We start from the raw sequence: 16746 nt of genomic DNA, 5'->3' as shown, positions 1-16746 counted from the left end.
CAGGGGGCGGCGGGCGACCCGGCTCACGCCGCCTTCATGCCGCCTTCACGGCGGCTACGTTGACCAGGGTTTCGCGCCGTTTCCCAGGCTTGGGATGATGCAGGCCGAGGCGCTCGAAGAGACCGAAATCGGCCGCACGGCTCCACCACAGATAGGGCAGCGAAACATTGCGCTCCGAAAAGTGGAAACCCGCCGTGCGGATCATTTCGAGGTAGCCGTTGGCGCTCTTCTGCACGTGCATGGGGTGGCGGAACAGCAGGCGGATGACCCACGAGCGGATATAAGCCTCGGTGGATTCGGCGAACAGCAGCACGCCGCCCGGCTTGAGCACGCGGTGGAATTCCGCGAGCGCGCGTTCCTGCTCGACGAGATGATGGAAAGTCTGGTGGCAGAAGACGATGTCCGCGCTGGCCGTGGGTAGCGGCAGGCTCGCGCAGTCGCCGTGCAGCAGTTCGAACGCGGTTTGCGTCTGCAATTTGTCCTGGCAGGTGCGTGCGGCACGCGCCGCCAGTTCTAGCGACGCCTCGTGATAGTCGATCCCGACGATGCGGCGCGGGCGGAAAGCCTCGGCCAGCAGGCGAAACGACTTGCCCTGACCGCAGCCGACATCGACGATTTCGGGCGCGTCGGGCAACGGCACGTCCACGAGGCGCTTGAGGTCGTTGATCGCCACGCGCAGCACATGATGCTCCCACGTATGGGTGCGCAGAAACCAGATGCCGAAGGCCGTTTCCGGTACGAACGGGACGTAATTTGATTCGGAAACCGACATATTTTTTATCCGTTGCGAATGCGGTCGTGGACGAGAATCGGCATTGTAAATGCAAGGGCGGGGCGCGGAGTGTCAGAATCACGGTTTCGCGCAGCGCAGTGCGCTTGCATTGGGCATACAGTCGTAACAGGACGTGACAGGACGTAACAGAGCGCGTCAGGACGCAGAGAAGGGAAAGGACTATGGAAAAGAGCATTGGAGAAGCCGTTACGACCCCAGCCGCACGACGAGAAGCCGTCGACGTGGCGATCATCGGCGCGGGCCCCTCGGGCGCAGTCGCTGCAGCCCTGTTGCGCAAGGCAGGACGTTCGGTGCTCGTGCTGGAGCGCCAGCATTTCCCGCGCTTCTCGATCGGCGAGAGCCTCTTGCCGCAAAGCATGGCGTACCTCGAAGAGGCCGGCATGCTGCAGGCCGTGGTGGAGGCCGGCTTTCAGTACAAGAATGGCGCGCATTTCGTATGGCGCGACGAGGTATCGTCGTACGACTTCCGCGACAAGCATACGGCAGGCTGGGGCACGACGTACCAGGTGGAGCGCGCGAAGTTTGACGAGTTGTTGATCGGCTGCGCCGCAGAACAGGGCGCCGAGGTGCGCTTCGGCCACGCGGTCACGGGCATGCGCACGGGCGACGCGCCGGTGCTGGAGGTGATCGACGAAAACCAGGCGCGCTATGAAGTGCACGCGCGTTTCGTACTCGACGCGAGCGGCTTCGGCCGCGTGCTGCCGCGCCTCCTGAATCTGGAGGCGCCCACCGGTATGCCGACGCGTGCCGCGATCTTCAGCCACGTGCGCGACGGGCTGCCGCTTGACGCCTTCGATCGCAACAAGATTTGCATCGCGACGCACCCCGAGCATCGCGATGTGTGGTTCTGGATGATCCCGCTCGCGGGCGGCCGCTCGTCGGTGGGCTGTGTTGCCGATGCCGCTTTCCTCGACGTGCCGCAAGCGGAACGCGAGGCGCGGCTGCGCGCGCTCATTCGCGAGGAGCCGACGCTGAACCGCCTGATCGGCGACGCGCCGTTTCTCATGCCGGTGAACCAGATCGGCGGCTATTCGGCCAACGTCGAACGATTGCATGGGCCAGGCTTCGCGCTGCTCGGCAACGCGGGCGAGTTTCTTGACCCGGTGTTTTCTTCGGGCGTCACCATCGCGCTGCGCTCGGCGCATCTGGCCGTGAAGGTGCTCGATCGTGCGCTCGACGGCGCGGCCGTGGACTGGCAGGCCGAATACGACGTGCCGCTGCGCAAGGGTATCGACACGTTCCGCGCCTTCGTCGAGCGCTGGTACACCGGCGAGCTGCAGGACATCATCTACTACCCGCGCCAGACGCCCTTGATCCGTCGGATGATTAGCTCGGTGCTGGCGGGCTACGCGTGGGACGAGAGCAACCCTTACGTGGCGGAGCCGGTGCGCAGGCTCACTTCGCTGCATGAGGCGTGCAAGCTGTCGTTGTAACGAGCGAAGAGGGCCGTTTGCTGGGTTGGCGCCTGCGCGCGGGTCGCAGGACCAACCCGGTCATCGCGGTTTCACTGGCCTGGCGGAGGAACCGCGCCTAGCTGGATCATCAGCCCAAGGGTATCCATGATGAGGCGGGTTTCCTTGATCCTCGCGCCCTGAAAGCGGTCGATGACCATGCCCCATACCTTGACGGAGCGCCCCGTCGCGTCCACGCCGAGGAACGCGCCCCTGTGCGTGCCCGTCCACTCGAAGCGGGTCAGCACGCGGTCGCCTTCTGTGAGTTGTTCCTCGACGCGCCAATGCATGTCCGGGAACGCGGCTCGCATCCCTCGCACGACATCCTTGAGGCCCTCGATACCGGGACCCTGGCCAGGGAACGGCACCTGCTCGACCATGTCCTCCCAGAAGAACCGCTCCGCGGCGTCGATCTGCCCTTGATTCAGGACTTCCTCGATAAACGCGCGAACCATATCACGTGTTTCATGCATGGAATGAACGTCTCCTGATTGGCGAGAGCCGGTAGTGAAAGCCGGTTGCTGCAGAGTAGACGGGCATGCGCCACGACGTGCGCAGGAGTCGCGCGAGAACGTGCGGTGGCGCACATTCGGGGCTTTGGCGCTCAAGAACTCTCACGAAGCCGCATGCGCGGAGGGCGGGTTGCCTGTGAGTTTCGCGCGCCGCCGGATTGCTTTCACCTCTTCGGGCGTGAGCCCGAGCGAAGCGAGAAACGCCGCGTGCGAATCGGGGTTTTCTGCCTCGAATTCTGCATGCCACCTGTCCATCTCCGCATCGTCGAAGCCGGCGCTGCGCAGCATCGCTACCCACGCGTCTTTGCCACGCTTCTTTCCTCGCCGACGAAACGATGGTTGTGCGAGCAACGTGGCAATCGCATTCTGACGCTGCTTGAGACGCGCGATTTCCTTCGTCAACACCATCAAATGCGTTTCAAGGATCTGTGCGGCTGCATTGCCCTCGCTCGCAAGTACGTCGCGTATTGCGGCCAATGGCAGCCCGGCGGCCCGGTAGGCGCAAATCGCACGCAGGCGTTCTTGTTGTGTCTCGTCGTACAGGCGGTATCCCGCGGTGCTGCGTGCGATCGGCACGAGCAAGCCCAGCGTTTCGTAGTGCAGGAGCGAGGAACGCGAGAGTCCCGACTCGCGTGCCAGTCGCCCTAGAGTGAGACGAGTGAGACGTGTCATGACGGCAAGGGAAGTCTATCGGGTGAGAGAAAGAACACGCGCGCTTCCGGCCGGTTCAGCTTATCGGAAGAATAGTACGCGGCGACAAGCGCGCGGCAATCGCCGGAAAAAGCCGGTGCGCGCGCGAGGAACTCATCGAACGAGCGCAATGGATCCGATGCGCCCGCATGCGCCATGAGCCGGATCAGCGTTTCCGTGATTGTACGGTGGTATTGGCCCGGCGCACCGAGATGCGCGGCGTATTGCGCGATACCGGCACAGGTGCGCTCGATCGCCTCGTCCAGCGGAAAGCGCTGCAGGTGTATCCACGCCACGCGCAGATGATTGCGATGATTGAAAGCGCCCGGTGGCAACCGGCAGGCGAGAAAGGCTTCGAGGAAGGCGTCGTCGGTGAGATCGCGGGCGGTTTCCATTTCGATCGATACCCTGTCTGTTGAACAGGGTATCGATCGTGAAGGTGACTACGGTAGTCGGGTCAAGCGGAGGTGTTGGGGGATTTGTTGTAACGAACGATCGCACTCCGATTCCTGCCTGGATGCCGTGAGTTCGTAAGGGGACGAATGTATGTGAGAGGCATAAAGTACACCTTGAATAGCCAAACACTCACCCGAATTCGTCCACGCTTCCCGGTTGCTTTTCGGCCGCGTGACTATCCGAATTGGATATCGTCGAATTCCCACATGGATATTTCGCACCGTCTGCAACCAGGCGTTCCTGGACCTTGGGTGCAAGCAATTCATGGTCTACACTTCTGACGCAGCGATAATTCCCGGCGTGCGCCGCAGACGGGAAAAACTGGCCACTGGAAGAGGATCGAGATGAATATTCATTACTTCTTTCTGGCAATGGCGTTGCGCGATAAAGAAAACGAAGGTGGAAAGGATGTAGCCCTTCTCGTATCGAATAATCAAGTAATAGCGATCGGCGTTGTTGGCAATCAAGCGCATGAAAAAGCCATCGTCAATTTGTTGCACAATTTCGACCGCTCTTCCGGTTGCGATATCTACACAACCTATGTGCCGACTGAGATGTGTTTGGGGCTGGGTTGGCAGCGAAACGTTCGCAGCATCGTTTATCTGGACGGATTCAACGCAAAATTCGTACGCCCGACGGACGATGGTATTACTGATTCATTTGCATTAGGCGGTGACGGTGATTTCCAGATTTCTCAACGAATCAACTTGCCAAAATGGTGGGACGAGAAAGCAAGGCTGGAGACATTTCCAACCTCTTCTGACGCGTTAAGAAAATGGATTAATTTATTCAATTCTCCAAAAGTTGACCTGACGAGGGGTGCGTACGACATCTATGATCAAATCAAGAGATGCCGATATGTCTATAATTCACGAGTTAGCGACGTGAATGAGAAAAGCATGCTCGCGCGGATGATTGATTGCGTGCCGGTTCAAACTGGCACGTGCGTGACCGAGCCAAGCAAGAAAGACAATTTGTGGATGAAGGTTGCCTATGCACTGGCTGGGGCGGCATTGCCGGATAGCCGGACCGCGCTGCAGCAGGGACATAATGTGGCTGCCATTATGGTGAGCAACACCGATATTATTCTGGGATGGGGCGTGAATATCAATCGCCTGAACGGCTGCTTCCATGCGGAAACCAGCATGGTGCTTGCGTATCTGGCCAAGAACAACGCCAGCAAATTGCCGGATGGCGTGCGCATCTATTCCACCTTGGCGCCCTGCCATATGTGCGCGGGGCTGATTACGACGGTCGGAACCAATGTGCCGGTCGTGGTCGGGCATATGGACCCTCGCATTCAGAAAAGTGCATTAGATCGCAAGAAAAATGGCTCGATCCAAAGATTGACTGCCGTGTTGCCCATTGTTCAAAAGCCGATCATCGAGATTCCAGAGCTGCGTAAATACGCGAACTCCATGTCGCCAGAAAACGTCCCGAAGCGTTTTCCTTCACTGGCCGAAGTGCCCAACCCGCATCCCGGCAGCCGCGGAATTGCGCCTGACGATGTCATGCGCCCCTTTGCGTTTGCCAGATGGATGAGTAGTACCCAGGCTCAGTTGGGACGCATGCCGACCGCCGGTGATTGGCTGGAAGCGCATCACGCAGAGGATGGCCCGCGCCGCAAAGGGGTCACCACCTTCCTGCGAAACAATCCAGCGCCGAAGCAATTGTTCAAGTACAACCTGGACAGTCTGCAGGAACTTCTGGATGCCAGGGTGGGTGATGAGGGCGAAACAGCAATTCTTCAGCGTGGGATTGCGTTGATCAAGAAAATCAAGGTTGGTGGTTTGATTAAATGAAGCGGTTGTCATCGTCAGAAACGCGCTGCTCGCCATCCGAGCCAGTTCGAAGTCTTCTCGGTACTCCTGCCCCGGCACGACATCGCGCTCGAACGCCCGGAGGGCTTGCGTAAGCTTCTCGAAGCATGGCGTGTCAGTCAAAGAGTGGCAAACGTGACCGCCATGCTCACATGCGGGCTTGATCGCAGCAGCAAACTAAAAATTGCCGAAGAACCCGCGCGCAGCGACCATGCAGAACGGCGCGACGATGTCAGCGTGGTAGACCTGGAGCACGGCAGATTCTCCACCATCCGTTGCACCACCCTGAACCGCCTGCGCGGCGACCGATGCCTTGGCCTGAGCGAAGCCCGCTTTCACCGCGGCAAACGGATCGTTCGCGCCAGGCGTGGAATCGACGTCGAGCACGCTCGTCAGGCCCGGCGCGACGTTGGCGTTTTTCCAGTAGGCCTGCTCGATCGCCGCATTGAAAAAGAACACCATCGGGTCGAGGTGGCCGCCGCATAGCAGCACGGGCGAGTGCGGCACCCAGTTACGCAGATCGTTGCGCCTGAACGCCTGGCGCAGCGGCTGGGCCGGACTGGCAGCGGGGGCCATCGCGGCGGTCGGCGTGGGAAACGCGCCGTCCGGATTGGCGATGGCGTCTTCGAGCATGCTCAGACGATAAGCGTTGCGCACGAGATTCGCGGTGCCGAATCCCAACGCGAAGAGCGGGGTCAATTCAGCAGGCGCCAGCGGCGGCGCAAGAGGCGGCGTCAACGAGGCGAACTGCGGCGCGGGCGGCGTGCTGCTGAACAGCTGCGTTGCGGGCAGTTTGCCTTTGGCGAACAACGTATCCGTGGACATGACGCTCGGCAACAGGTTCTCGATGCCGGGGGCGTAGGCCGCCTCGAAAAAGTCGCCTGGTTTGCGATAGATATTGCCGTATGCATGCTGGTAGCTCGTGGTCACCAGCACCGTAAAGATCGTCGAGCCGAGGTCGACCTCGCCCTGGACGAGAGCATCGGCCATTGCGCCCAGCGCATAGGGACCCGAGCCAGGCGCGGAAGCGGTGACGTTGATGCCGGCCGCCTGCAGCGCGCGGTGGGTGGCGAGTGCCACGTAGCCGCCCTGCGAATATCCGGTGACGAACAGCTTGCCGTTCTCACGCGTCTTGTTTCCCGGATCCGGTAGGGCCATGGCGAAGCGGGCCGCGCGCAACGAATCGATCACATCGGCGGATTGCTGGTCGCCGTTCAGATAGGGGTGGTACGGCAAGGGGGAGCCCGCGTAGCCAGCATAGTTGCTGGCCACGACGAGATAACCTTGCGCCGCGTAGATCGCCGCCACGGCAATGCCTTCGCCCGCACCGTCGCCGTTGGCCGGGTCAGTTTGGGTGATGTCGGCGATGTTGTAGTTGCGGTAGGTCGTGGTGCCGTGCGCGTACAGCATGAGGGGACGCGGCCCCGTACAGGACGCGCTACCGCCAGGGATCATCAGCGCGGCGCTCGACATGGTGGGTTCGCCCGCGCCGCCTATCGTGAGGTAGCGGAAGTACTTGATTTCGATATCGCAGCGCGGTGTGCCGGCAACTTGCAGTAATTGCTGGCCCGTTGCGTTCGTGTTTAGCAGTTTCGTGAAGTCGCTTGCGCTCAGGCGCAGGCTCGTTCTCTGCTCGACTAGCTGACCGCGGAAAAAGCAACTCAATCCGCTGCAGGTCGAACCCGCCTGCGCGACAACACTGGCACTCGACAGAAGGAAAGTCAGCAGCACCCAACTCGTCTTAAGCATCGCTCCTCGCATTTCACGCTCCGTTTTGTTGGTGTTCGGAAAATGGGGCTGCCTTGCAGAGTCAAACGAGTATAGGTAAACGAATTCGGCATTTGCCACTGGTTGTGGGAACAATTTTCCAGTGAAGTGCTTGATGAAGAATTCGCACTGGCGCTTGCCAGAGTCGTGTGGGCTTATGTAATTAAACATCTGCAAGCTCCACGATATTCGATTCCGCGTTTCAAAAGGTAGCCACTGCTACGGCACAAGCGTAGTCACTTGCCCCGGCTGCACCACCTTGATTACGCCGCCCCAAATACAAACGAGCGTACCTTGAGCGTCCAGCGCCGGCATGGCGCCCAGCGTCACAGTGGGCGCGCCGCCCGGAATCCACGGCGACGGTGTAGCCGGAACGCAGGGCATCGACGTGAATACACCCAGCGCCGCGGCAGTCGCGGCGATCACCGTAGGATTCGCCGGGCTTTGGCACAGCGCGAACGGTGTGATATTGGCGATCGGAATCGAGTCCGCAATCGTCGCGGCGGGCACACCGCTCACGAGCACGCGATTGACGGGCAGAACGTTGAGCGTGCCCGGCGCGCCGCCAAACGAGCATTGCAGTGTGGCGCCGGCGCAGACTTGCGGACTGGTCATCGTGTACCTCCTTATGCGTTGCCAGCGCCAGAATCAGGCCGAAGACGGATTAGCCAGCGACTGCCACCATTGCTTCCAGCGCGGCAGCGGCTTGCCGTCCGCTGCTAGCGGGCGGTTGTCGTCGGTATAGCGTTTCGCCGCTTCGAGCGGCTTTCCGGCGTTGAACGGCTGCCGTAGCGCCAGGCAGCCATTCGGATGGAAGCGCTGCAAGACGCCATGCAGCTTGCCGTTGCGGTAAGGCGCTTCTTCGAGCAGCGTGCCGTCGGCCAGCCAGGTGCGCGAAACGCCGTGCAGCACACCGTTGGCGTAGTGCGCCTCGCGCTGGACCTTTCCATCGGGGTGATAGAAAAGCGCCTTGCCGTCGAGCTTTCCGTGCGCGTACTGCACCTGCGCCGAGGGGTTACCCTCCGGATAGCAATAGGTGGCCGGGCCGCTGAGCACGCCATTCGCGTAACGCATCATCGCGACGGGACGTCCTTCCGACTCGATGCGCACGGGGCCGTGTAGCGCGCCGCCCAGCGTCGCGCCTTCTATGCGCGTGTCGTCGCGTTCTATCGTGACCGGCTGGATCGTCTCCATGCTCGCCTCAATTGATCTTCACAATGCCGCCCTTGACCACCAGCATGCCGCCTCCGTCCACCGTCTGCTGCACGGCGCCCTTGTTCGTCACGCTCTGCGCCTCGTTCGAAAGTGTGCCGTCCGACTTGTTGGTCAGCGACGTCCCGGCCTGATTCGTGAGCGACACGCCGGCCTGGTTCGTCAGCGACGCATCGCTCTTCGCCGTGAGATTGCCCGTGCTCTGCAGCGTTAGCGTGCCGCTCACCTTGATGGTGAGGTTGCCGTCCACGGTGAGCGTCATGTTGCCCGTCACGGTCTGATCGAGGTTGCCGCCCACCGTGCGCGTCTCGTTGCCACCGGCTTTCACGGTGCGTGCGCCCTTGATGTCGACGGTTTCGTCGCCGGTCTTGACCGTCGTGGTGCGGTTGCCCTGTTCGACCGTGAGCGTGTCGTTGCCTTCCTTGACCGTATGCGCGCGGTCATTCTTGATCGTGCTCGTTTCGTTGTGGTCTATGGTCCACGTGGCGTCGTTGATCACCTTGGCGTTGAGGTCCTTTTGCGCCTGCAGGAAGATTTCCTCGCCGTCCTGCTTGTCTTCGAAACGCAGTTCGTTGAAGCCGTTGCCGCCTTTCGAGGTATTCGTCTTGATGCCGGACTGCGTCTGGTTGTCGGGCAGCGTGTAGGGCGGCAGATTTGCGCCGTTGTACACGCTTCCTGTGATCAGCGGGCGGTCCGGATCGCCGTTGATAAAGGTCACCACGACTTCGTCGCCCACGCGCGGCATGAACTGCATGCCGAAGCGCTTGCTCGCCCAAGGCTGCGCCACGCGAATCCAGCACGAACTCTGTTCGTCGTTCTGGCCGTCGCGGTCCCAGTGAAACTGAACCTTCACGCGGCCGTACTGATCCGTCCACAATTCCTCGCCGCTCTTGCCCACCACCGTCGCGGTCTGCGTCGGCATGAAGGGGCGCGGCGTCGTGCGCGCGGGCCGCCATGTCGTTGCGAACGGAAACGCCTCGAAGCGGTTGCGATAGCGGTTGTGATCGGCTTCGTGGGTCACGCTGCGCACGACCCATTCGATGTTGGCATCGCTCGATTCGTGATCTGCCAGCGTAAAGCGGCAGCCCGGCGCGAGCGCGCGGCAATCGCTTTCGCCAATGAGGATCCGGGTGGGTGCACGCAGCGCGTCCACGCGGTGTTTGGAGAGCGTGGAGCCATCGCCGCTGGTGGCGTAGCGCCCCGGATACTCGTACACGCTGTGTCCGTTCGATGCCGCCTGTGCCTGCGAATAGAGCTGTGCGGTCGGCGTCTCCCACGCGTAGTCGGTATGCGAGAAGAGCCCGGTGGCCGTCTCTTCGACGACCTCGCAATGGACGATCTGCGTCGACTCGCGCGCGCCGCTCGTGCCACCTGTGTAATGCAGTGTCGCGTCGCCGGGCAAGGGCGTGAAGGCGTCGTTGCTGTCGGCAATGACGAGCGTATGGCTGCCCGTATCGTGGCGGAAGAAATAGAACCAGCCTTCTTCTTCGCAAAGGCGGCTCACGAACGCGAAGTCGGACTCCGCGTACTGCACGCACCATTCGCGCGTCGCCGCCGTGCCCGTGACGGAGAACGAGTAGTCCGTCAAGCTGTGCCCACCGAATACGGCCTGGATGATCTCCTGGGCGTTCTTGCCCTGAAAGATGCGGTTGTTTCGCGAGAGCGTGAGCAGCCACAACCACGAACGCAGTTCCAGGGTGAAGTGGCTGGCGTCTATCGTCGAGGGCAACTGCGCGGCGCGCGTGCAAACGGTGTCGATGAGCCGAGGCGACTCGCCCCATGCGAGCGAGAGCGTTGCATGGTTGCCCGTCATGCCCGAGGGTGCGGGCGGCGGCAATCCGCCGTGGGCGTGCAGCGTCAGCGTGGTGGGAGCGTCCAGCGCCTCGCGCGCCTCGAAGCGGGCGGGAAAGAGCGTGCTGAACGCGCTGCCCGTGAGGCTGATGCGCGCATCGGTATCGGCGGAAATGGGGCGGTTCATCGCGGGAATGGTGTCGAGTGGAAGGCAGTGTGGCGGGGCCCGTGCATCGTCATTCGAGCGCCCACTGCGCGAGCGTGCCGACCAGCTCGTTCATGAGCACGTTGTCGATCTCGCGGGCACCGCCCGCGGCGCGGCAGCGCGCGAGCACGGCGTCGATGATCCTGCTGTCGAAGGCGAACTGTTTGCCCGTCGCGTCGCGGTAGCGCGTGCGCAGTTGTTCGAGCTTCTTTTCGATGATGGCGCGCAGCACCGTGTCGTCGAGCGCCGCATAAGGCACGGCGGTCATGCGCGCGAGAAACGCCGGGCGAAACGCGTGCAGCAGTTCTTCATGCAGCCGCCGCGCGAAGGCGTCGGTGGCGAGCGTTGCGGCAGGCGTATTGAGAAGCAGTTCGGCGCCCACGTTGCTGGTGGCGAGGATCACGGTGTTGCGAAAATCCACCACGAGCCCGGTGCCGTCCTCCATCACGCCCTTGTCGAAGACGTTGTAGAACGCTTCGAGCACGTCGACATGCGCCTTTTCGATCTCGTCGAGCAGCACGACGCTATAAGGGCGCCTGCGCACCGCCTCGGTGAGCTGGCCGCCGCTCGCATAGCCCACATAGCCCGGCGGCGCGCCGCGCAGCTGCGAGACCGCGTGCGCTTCCTGATACGCGGCGAGGTCGATGACGATGAGATTGCGCTCGCCGCCGTAGAGCGCATCCGCAAGCGCGTAGGCCGTCTCGGTCTTGCCCACGCCAGTCGGCCCCACGAGCAGGAATACGCCTACCGGGCGCAACGGGTCGGCCAGTCCCGCGCGCCACGCCTGGATGCGCATGGCGATGCGGTCGAGCGCCGCGTCTTGCCCCACGATGCGCTGCGCGAGACGGCCCTTGAGCGTGCGCACGGCGTGGGCTTCGTCGGCGAGCATCTTGCCCACGGGAATGCCGGTCCAGCTCGCGATCACGGCGGCGATGGTCTTCGAGTCCACGCAAACCGGCACCATGGGGTCGTCGTCGCGTATCGCTTCGAGCCCGCTTTCGAGACGCGCCAGTTCGGCGGCGAGGTCTTCGCGCGGGTCGGCGGCCTCGTTGTTCTCGTTTTCGTTCTCGCTTGCGTCCGCGCTATCTGGCGATTCCTGCGCGCCGTCGTTGAAGGCATCGCGAGGCGCCGCGTCGAGAGCGGCCAGGCGCGCGCGCACCGCGAGAATCTCGCGCACGGTAGCGGCCTCGTCACGCCAGCGCGCCTCCAGCGTCTCGACGAGCGTGGCGTTGTGCGCATGTTCCGCTTCGAGCGCGGCGAGGCGCTGCGTGTGATTCGCGCCGAGCACCGTTTCCGTGCGCAGGCGCAGCAGTTCGTCGTCGAGCGCGCGCTGCCGGTGCCTGGCCGCTTCGAGTTGCGGCGGCGTGTCGTGCTGCGCCAGCGCCACGCGCGCGCATGCGGTGTCGAGCACGGCAATCGCCTTGTCGGGCAACTGGCGCGCGGAGATGTACCGATGCGAGAGTTTCACCGCATCGACGATGGCGGCGTCGAGGATCGTCACGTTGTGGTGCGCCTCGAATTTTTGCGCGAGCGCGCGCAGCATGGCGATGGCCGTGGGTTCGTCTGGGGCTTCGATCTGCACGAGCTGGAAGCGCCGCGCGAGCGCGGGGTCGCGCTCGAAGTACTTCTTGTATTCGAGCCACGTCGTGGCCGCGATGGTGCGCAGCTCGCCGCGCGCAAGGGCGGGCTTGAGCAGATTGGCGGCGTCGCTGCCGCCTTCTGCGCCGCCTGCGCCGATCATCGTATGGGCCTCGTCGATGAAGAGCACCACCGGTCGTGGCGAGTGCCGCGCTTCATCGATCACCGCGCGCAGGCGCCGCTCGAACTCGCCTTTCAGGCCAGCTCCCGCCTGCAGCAGCGCGAGATCGAGCATGCGCAGCGAGACCTCGGCAAGCGGCGGCGGCACGTCGCCCGCCGCGATGCGCAGCGCGAGACCTTCGACCACGGCCGTTTTGCCCACGCCCGGCGCGCCCACAAGCAGGGGGTTGTTCTGTCGCCGCCGCAACAGGATGTCGAGCGTCTGGCGAATCTCCGCATTGCGTCCGATGATCGGGTCGATGCGTCCGGCCCGCGCTTCGGCGGTGAGGTCGAGCGTGTATTGGTCGAGCAGGGCGGGCGCTGGCGTCGCGGACGCAAGCGCACCCGCGAACGCGGGAAGGGGCGCGTTATCGTCTGTGGCCGGCTCGAGGGGCGCGACCGGAGTCAGCGGCGCAAGCGATGCGGCCGCCTCGATGGGGGCGAGCCAATCGGAGAAATTGGCGCGCAAGGCGGCGCTCGCCACGCGAAGCAGCATGGGCGCCCCATGCACGGCGCGTGCGCGCAGCGCGTCGTTTTCGAGCAGGGCGATGAGCAGCGTCGCCGCGCGCACGCGCGGCTGCTGGAGCACGACGGTGGATTGCACGAGCGCGTCCTGGAGCCACACGAGCAGGCCGGGCGAGAACGACGGCATACCCGTGTTGCCGCGCCTGAAGCGCGCGATCGCCATGCGGATCTCGGCGCAGAGCGCGGCGCGGTCCACGCCGAAGTGAGGCAGCACGCACGCGAAATCGCCGCCCTCGGGTTCGGCGAGCGCGAGCAGCCAGTGTTCGATTTCGACCACGAAATGTGTTTCGCGCAGGCATTGCTGCGCGGCGCGTTCGAGGGCTTCGCGCGGCTCGCGCTCGAGGCGCGCAACGAGCGTCTTGAGATCGAGCGTCACGGCCCGGTACGCCCCGGAACGTCTTCGGGTGCGAGGCGCGTGAGGCGCGCGGGTGCCGTTTCAGCCGCGCCGGCCCAGGCGGTCCAGCCGAGCCTCAGCGGCGCGTGCCGCGAGAGGCGCGCGCGCGGCAGTTCGCCCGCGGCGAGCTGCAGTTCGAGATGCACCTTGAGTTCGGCGCCGAACCATTCGGAGGCGAGCGTTTGCAGTGCTTCGTGAGCGGGCGCGCCGGGCAAGAAGGCTTCGTACTGCGCACGCCTGAGCGGACCCAGCCGCACGCGTATGCCGTGGTGTTCGTCCCAGATCCTCGTGCCCGCAACGGCGTCCTGGCCGAGCCGCCGGTTGCGTCCACCAGAGCCGATCGCCGTGCGGCTCGCCGGAGGCAGTGTGCGCCAGCCGCCTGCGAACGGCGTCGAGCGCACGTGCACACGGAAATGATGGAGCACCATGACGTCAAAACCGGCGAGCGAACGCCGGCGGTTCGCGAAGAGGCCCGCGCGCGCCAGCACGGCGCGCAGGTCGAGCGGCTCGGGCGGCGCTGCCGCTTCCCGCGCCGCGCGGTTGTAAAACGCGCGTGAGTTCAGCGAGGCGTTGCCCGTGAGCGCGCGCAGCACGACATCGGCCGAGCGCTGCGTCGTGGCGGGCAGCGGCTCGGCGCTGCGGTACTTGCGCTGCGCACGATAGAGCAGCGCCAGCAGCCGATGCTGGAAGATGTCGAGAAACGCCGCCGCCGAGCGGTCCTTGCGGCGCAGGCGGTCCTGCAGCCATTCCTGCCAGGCACCGGGCAAGGGGCCGTTCGGGCCGCCCAGCGCGAACGCGTTGACCTGGAGCTGGGGCGGTCCCGCATGCGCGGATGGTTGTTCGCCCGGCTGGGGCGCAAAAGCGAGCGAGCGCGGCAAGCCGCGCCGCAAGGGCCCGAGCGCGCTGGCCGGAAACGCGGGAGAAAGATTGCCGCTCAACGCGAGCGCTTCCTGGCCGGGGTCGAGCCCGGTGCCGAGCGGCTGCGCGTGCGGCTGCAACAGCTCGAGCAGGCGCACGGCCTGCGTGAATTCGAACGCGTGCGGTTCGTCGAACAGCCGCTGCGTCAGAGAACGAGCGGGCTGCCCATCGTCGGCCGCCATGTGCGGATCTCCCGACCGTCGCGCACGAGCGAGGTCTGTACGAAACGGTTGACGCTCGCATAGAGCGAGAAGAATTGCGCGAGCACGCCGGAAAAGAGCACGGTGCTCGCGCCCACGAAGCTCGTTTCGTCGAGTTCGATCCGCACGCCGAGTCCGTTGCGCCAACCGCGCCAGCGGTCCGTGCCGACATGCGCGACGATCGGTTCGCTCGACACGGCCACGAGCCCCGCGATCTGGCGCTGCGAGGGGGCATGCGCGCCGAGATTGTGGAGCATCAGCATTTCGCGCAGCGACTGCAGCGCCTGCGGACCTTCCACGATCGACGTGTGATTGAGCACGAGTTGCGACACGAGGCGCCAGCGCGACGTGCCGTCGAGCGCGGCCACGATCTGCGGCGTGGGCCGATGCGCAATGCGCACGCTCGCCACCGGGCCCGGCACTTCGAACGACAGCGCGGCGCCCGGCGCGAGCCGGTGGGCCAGATGACGATTGGTGCACAACAGGTCCGCGGTGAGCGTGCGCGCCGCGGGCGCGGCGGGACTGAAGCGCGTATCGACGAACGTGAGCATGACGTCGCTGCCGGGTCGCGACGGATGCAGCCCGCTCACGCGCCGCGCGTACCAGTACACAGCCGAATCCGCGCCATGCATCGAGCCGTACCAGGGCGGCACGTCCGTCACCGTGCGGCCCGCCACGGCGCGCACGTTGCGCACGGCGTAGATCTCGGTGCTCGATTCGCGGTGCGCGTCGGGACTCACGCGCATTTCGCGCGCCGTGCCGTCGGGCCGCAACGGTTCGGAGGTGCGCGCGAACAGATTGAGCGCGCTCGCGCAGCCGAGCTGGATATCCTGGGTGTGCAACGTGAAGCGTCCGCGCGGGGCCGCCGTGAAACCGATCACGAGATCGAGGCTGTCGAGTGCATCGGCAGGCGGCTTGAACGGCAGATCGAAGAACGCGAACTTCTCGGGAAAGGCGAAGTACTCGACCAGCAGACGGCAGGCCGGATGCGCGCCGTCTTCTAGCGGCAGCAGCGCGTCTTCCTCGTCGAAGCCAACCGGGGAGGGCAGGCCGCGTTGCGCGCGCAAGGTACCGTCTGGCGCCTGCAGCCAGGTGGCGGCGCTGTGCGCGCCGAGCAGGTCGTAGAGCGCGGCGGAGGTGACGGGCGACCCCGTGAGGCGCACGCGCAGGCGCTCGATCGGCAGTGTGCCCAGCTTGTGCGGACCGATGCCCCGCAGCGTGAGCCGCAGCGCCGATTGCAGCGACGCGTTGCCGGTGAGCGCCTGGGCTTCCTCGGCGTCGAGCAACTGGGCGGCGGCGAGGGTGATCGGCCAGAGCGTGACGTCGCTGCACGTGCGCCATTGGATCGTCGCGCCGCTCGCGTCCACGTGCATGAGGGGCGTATCGCGCGGCACGCGATACCCCGCGGCGATGCTGCCTTGCGTGGAGTCCGGCTCGAACTGCACGATCGTCATGGAGGGCACGGGCCGCGACGCGTAGGGATAGAACTGTTCGAGAAGGCCGTCCGTGAGCGTGGTGTATTCGTCGTCGAGCGTGCGCTGGATGCGGGCGGTTAGCACGGCGAAGCTTTCGATCAGGCGCTCGACGTTCGGGTCGGCGCTCTCGCCAGGGCCGAGTTCGAGCCGCCGGGCGATCTTCGGATACCGCTGCGCAAAGCCTTCGCTCGCGCGGCGCAGATAAGTCAGCTCGCGCTGGTAGTAGTCGAGCAGTTGCGCATCAAGCGAGTCGTTCATCGACGATCCCGATGGACTGCGTTTCGCCGTCCTGCCCGGCGACGTAGGTGACGACGTGCTCCACGCCGTCGCTGCCGCGCAGCCTTCCCCGAATGCGCAGGCACAGACGCCATGGCGCGGCGGCATCCGCTTCGATTTTCACGCGCGGGTTGCGAAGGCGCGGCTCGAAGGCGCGGATCGCCTCGGCCACCTCACGCTCGATCACCGCTCGATCTTCCGCGCGGGCCGCGCTTTGGCCGCTCCAGTCGGGCAGGCCGTAGAGCAGGACGTCCGGCGCGCGCGGCAGGCGGGGCGTGCCGCGGCGCGTGTTGAGAAGGCGCAGCAACTCGGCGCGCACCGACGCGCGCAAGCCGGCCGCGTCCAGTGTGCGCGCGGCGAGTTCGTCGACGGACTCGTGCGCGTCGAAGGGCGCGTCGTCGGCCAGCCGCTCGAAGAGCGGCATGGGCGCGATCGCGATGAAGGCGCGGATGTTCGCCATAGGC

The 16746-nt window shown here is 64.5% G+C and carries 14 protein-coding genes; 2 read left to right on the top strand and 12 right to left on the bottom strand.

What is annotated here, in order from left to right; all coding sequences use genetic code 11:
- Positions 1 to 34: 34 nt before the first annotated feature.
- Positions 35 to 772 carry a class I SAM-dependent methyltransferase gene (locus AB4Y42_RS31760; RefSeq protein ID WP_368696388.1) on the bottom strand — a complete coding sequence of 246 codons (738 nt, stop codon included), beginning with the start codon at positions 770 to 772 and terminating at the stop codon, positions 35 to 37.
- A gap of 182 nt (positions 773 to 954) precedes the next feature.
- Between AB4Y42_RS31760 and AB4Y42_RS31755 the strand changes: the two genes are divergently transcribed.
- Positions 955 to 2226, top strand: coding sequence for an NAD(P)/FAD-dependent oxidoreductase (locus AB4Y42_RS31755; protein WP_368696387.1), 1272 nt, complete (start codon positions 955 to 957; stop codon positions 2224 to 2226).
- Positions 2227 to 2297: 71 nt separating this feature from the next.
- Here AB4Y42_RS31755 and AB4Y42_RS31750 read toward each other — a convergent pair whose 3' ends face one another.
- From AB4Y42_RS31750 to AB4Y42_RS31740, 3 genes are all read right to left on the bottom strand, one after another.
- Positions 2298 to 2717 carry an ester cyclase gene (locus tag AB4Y42_RS31750; RefSeq protein ID WP_368696386.1) on the bottom strand — a complete coding sequence of 140 codons (420 nt, stop codon included), beginning with the start codon at positions 2715 to 2717 and terminating at the stop codon, positions 2298 to 2300.
- Positions 2718 to 2858: 141 nt separating this feature from the next.
- Positions 2859 to 3428 (bottom strand): MerR family transcriptional regulator, encoded by a 570-nt coding sequence (locus AB4Y42_RS31745; protein ID WP_368696385.1) that lies wholly within the window; start codon positions 3426 to 3428, stop codon positions 2859 to 2861.
- The gene (locus AB4Y42_RS31740; RefSeq protein WP_368686831.1) at positions 3425 to 3841 is read right to left on the bottom strand and encodes a hypothetical protein; all 417 of its coding nucleotides are present in this window, start codon (positions 3839 to 3841) and stop codon (positions 3425 to 3427) included. Before AB4Y42_RS31740 ends, AB4Y42_RS31745 begins: the two co-directional genes overlap by 4 nt.
- A gap of 405 nt (positions 3842 to 4246) precedes the next feature.
- Here AB4Y42_RS31740 and AB4Y42_RS31735 point away from each other — a divergent pair, with 405 nt between their 5' ends.
- Positions 4247 to 5704, top strand: a complete 1458-nt coding sequence (locus AB4Y42_RS31735) for a Bd3614 family nucleic acid deaminase (protein ID WP_368696384.1) — start codon at positions 4247 to 4249, stop codon at positions 5702 to 5704.
- 195 nt (positions 5705 to 5899) lie between these two features.
- Here the strand turns inward: AB4Y42_RS31735 and AB4Y42_RS31730 are convergent, their stop codons facing one another.
- The 8 genes from AB4Y42_RS31730 to tssE all read right to left on the bottom strand — a co-directional run bounded on the left by AB4Y42_RS31730 (position 5900) and on the right by tssE (position 16742).
- The gene (locus AB4Y42_RS31730; protein WP_368686833.1) at positions 5900 to 7471 is read right to left on the bottom strand and encodes an alpha/beta hydrolase family protein; all 1572 of its coding nucleotides are present in this window, start codon (positions 7469 to 7471) and stop codon (positions 5900 to 5902) included.
- Positions 7472 to 7708: 237 nt separating this feature from the next.
- Positions 7709 to 8104 carry a DUF4280 domain-containing protein gene (locus AB4Y42_RS31725; RefSeq protein WP_368696383.1) on the bottom strand — a complete coding sequence of 132 codons (396 nt, stop codon included), beginning with the start codon at positions 8102 to 8104 and terminating at the stop codon, positions 7709 to 7711.
- Positions 8105 to 8137: 33 nt separating this feature from the next.
- Positions 8138 to 8683 carry a toxin-antitoxin system YwqK family antitoxin gene (locus AB4Y42_RS31720; protein ID WP_368696382.1) on the bottom strand — a complete coding sequence of 182 codons (546 nt, stop codon included), beginning with the start codon at positions 8681 to 8683 and terminating at the stop codon, positions 8138 to 8140.
- A gap of 7 nt (positions 8684 to 8690) precedes the next feature.
- Entirely contained in the window at positions 8691 to 10679 is a 1989-nt protein-coding gene (locus AB4Y42_RS31715) for a type VI secretion system Vgr family protein (protein WP_368696381.1), read from the bottom strand.
- A 49-nt stretch (positions 10680 to 10728) separates the two neighbouring features.
- Positions 10729 to 13395 carry a type VI secretion system ATPase TssH gene (gene tssH / locus AB4Y42_RS31710; RefSeq protein WP_368696380.1) on the bottom strand — a complete coding sequence of 889 codons (2667 nt, stop codon included), beginning with the start codon at positions 13393 to 13395 and terminating at the stop codon, positions 10729 to 10731.
- Positions 13392 to 14513: a type VI secretion system baseplate subunit TssG gene (tssG, locus tag AB4Y42_RS31705; RefSeq protein WP_368686838.1), complete on the bottom strand. Its 1122-nt coding sequence runs from the start codon at positions 14511 to 14513 to the stop codon at positions 13392 to 13394. The genes tssH and tssG overlap by 4 nt, the downstream gene beginning before the upstream one ends.
- The gene (tssF, locus tag AB4Y42_RS31700) at positions 14477 to 16264 is read right to left on the bottom strand and encodes a type VI secretion system baseplate subunit TssF (protein ID WP_368696379.1); all 1788 of its coding nucleotides are present in this window, start codon (positions 16262 to 16264) and stop codon (positions 14477 to 14479) included. The genes tssG and tssF overlap by 37 nt, the downstream gene beginning before the upstream one ends.
- Positions 16248 to 16742 (bottom strand): type VI secretion system baseplate subunit TssE, encoded by a 495-nt coding sequence (gene tssE, locus AB4Y42_RS31695; RefSeq protein ID WP_368696378.1) that lies wholly within the window; start codon positions 16740 to 16742, stop codon positions 16248 to 16250. Before tssE ends, tssF begins: the two co-directional genes overlap by 17 nt.
- Between the last annotated feature and the right edge of the window lie 4 nt (positions 16743 to 16746).

The organism is Paraburkholderia sp. EG286B, assembly GCF_040965655.1.
GTDB lineage: Bacteria > Pseudomonadota > Gammaproteobacteria > Burkholderiales > Burkholderiaceae > Paraburkholderia.
Note: the sequence above shows the minus strand (reverse complement) of the source record. Positions and strands in the feature narration are given on the sequence as shown.

Excerpts from the sequence above, each read along its gene's own strand:
- AB4Y42_RS31740 (WP_368686831.1), bottom strand. The coding sequence starts at position 3,841 with ATGGAAACCGCCCGCGATCTCACCGACGACGCCTTCCTCGAAGCCTTT.
- AB4Y42_RS31735 (WP_368696384.1), top strand. The coding sequence starts at position 4,247 with ATGAATATTCATTACTTCTTTCTGGCAATGGCGTTGCGCGATAAAGAA.
- AB4Y42_RS31725 (WP_368696383.1), bottom strand. The coding sequence starts at position 8,104 with ATGACCAGTCCGCAAGTCTGCGCCGGCGCCACACTGCAATGCTCGTTT.
- tssG (WP_368686838.1), bottom strand. The coding sequence starts at position 14,513 with ATGGCGGCCGACGATGGGCAGCCCGCTCGTTCTCTGACGCAGCGGCTG.
- AB4Y42_RS31720 (WP_368696382.1), bottom strand. The coding sequence starts at position 8,683 with ATGGAGACGATCCAGCCGGTCACGATAGAACGCGACGACACGCGCATA.
- AB4Y42_RS31745 (WP_368696385.1), bottom strand. The coding sequence starts at position 3,428 with ATGACACGTCTCACTCGTCTCACTCTAGGGCGACTGGCACGCGAGTCG.
- tssF (WP_368696379.1), bottom strand. The coding sequence starts at position 16,264 with ATGAACGACTCGCTTGATGCGCAACTGCTCGACTACTACCAGCGCGAG.
- AB4Y42_RS31730 (WP_368686833.1), bottom strand. The coding sequence starts at position 7,471 with ATGCTTAAGACGAGTTGGGTGCTGCTGACTTTCCTTCTGTCGAGTGCC.
- AB4Y42_RS31760 (WP_368696388.1), bottom strand. The coding sequence starts at position 772 with ATGTCGGTTTCCGAATCAAATTACGTCCCGTTCGTACCGGAAACGGCC.
- tssE (WP_368696378.1), bottom strand. The coding sequence starts at position 16,742 with ATGGCGAACATCCGCGCCTTCATCGCGATCGCGCCCATGCCGCTCTTC.
- AB4Y42_RS31755 (WP_368696387.1), top strand. The coding sequence starts at position 955 with ATGGAAAAGAGCATTGGAGAAGCCGTTACGACCCCAGCCGCACGACGA.
- AB4Y42_RS31750 (WP_368696386.1), bottom strand. The coding sequence starts at position 2,717 with ATGCATGAAACACGTGATATGGTTCGCGCGTTTATCGAGGAAGTCCTG.
- AB4Y42_RS31715 (WP_368696381.1), bottom strand. The coding sequence starts at position 10,679 with ATGAACCGCCCCATTTCCGCCGATACCGATGCGCGCATCAGCCTCACG.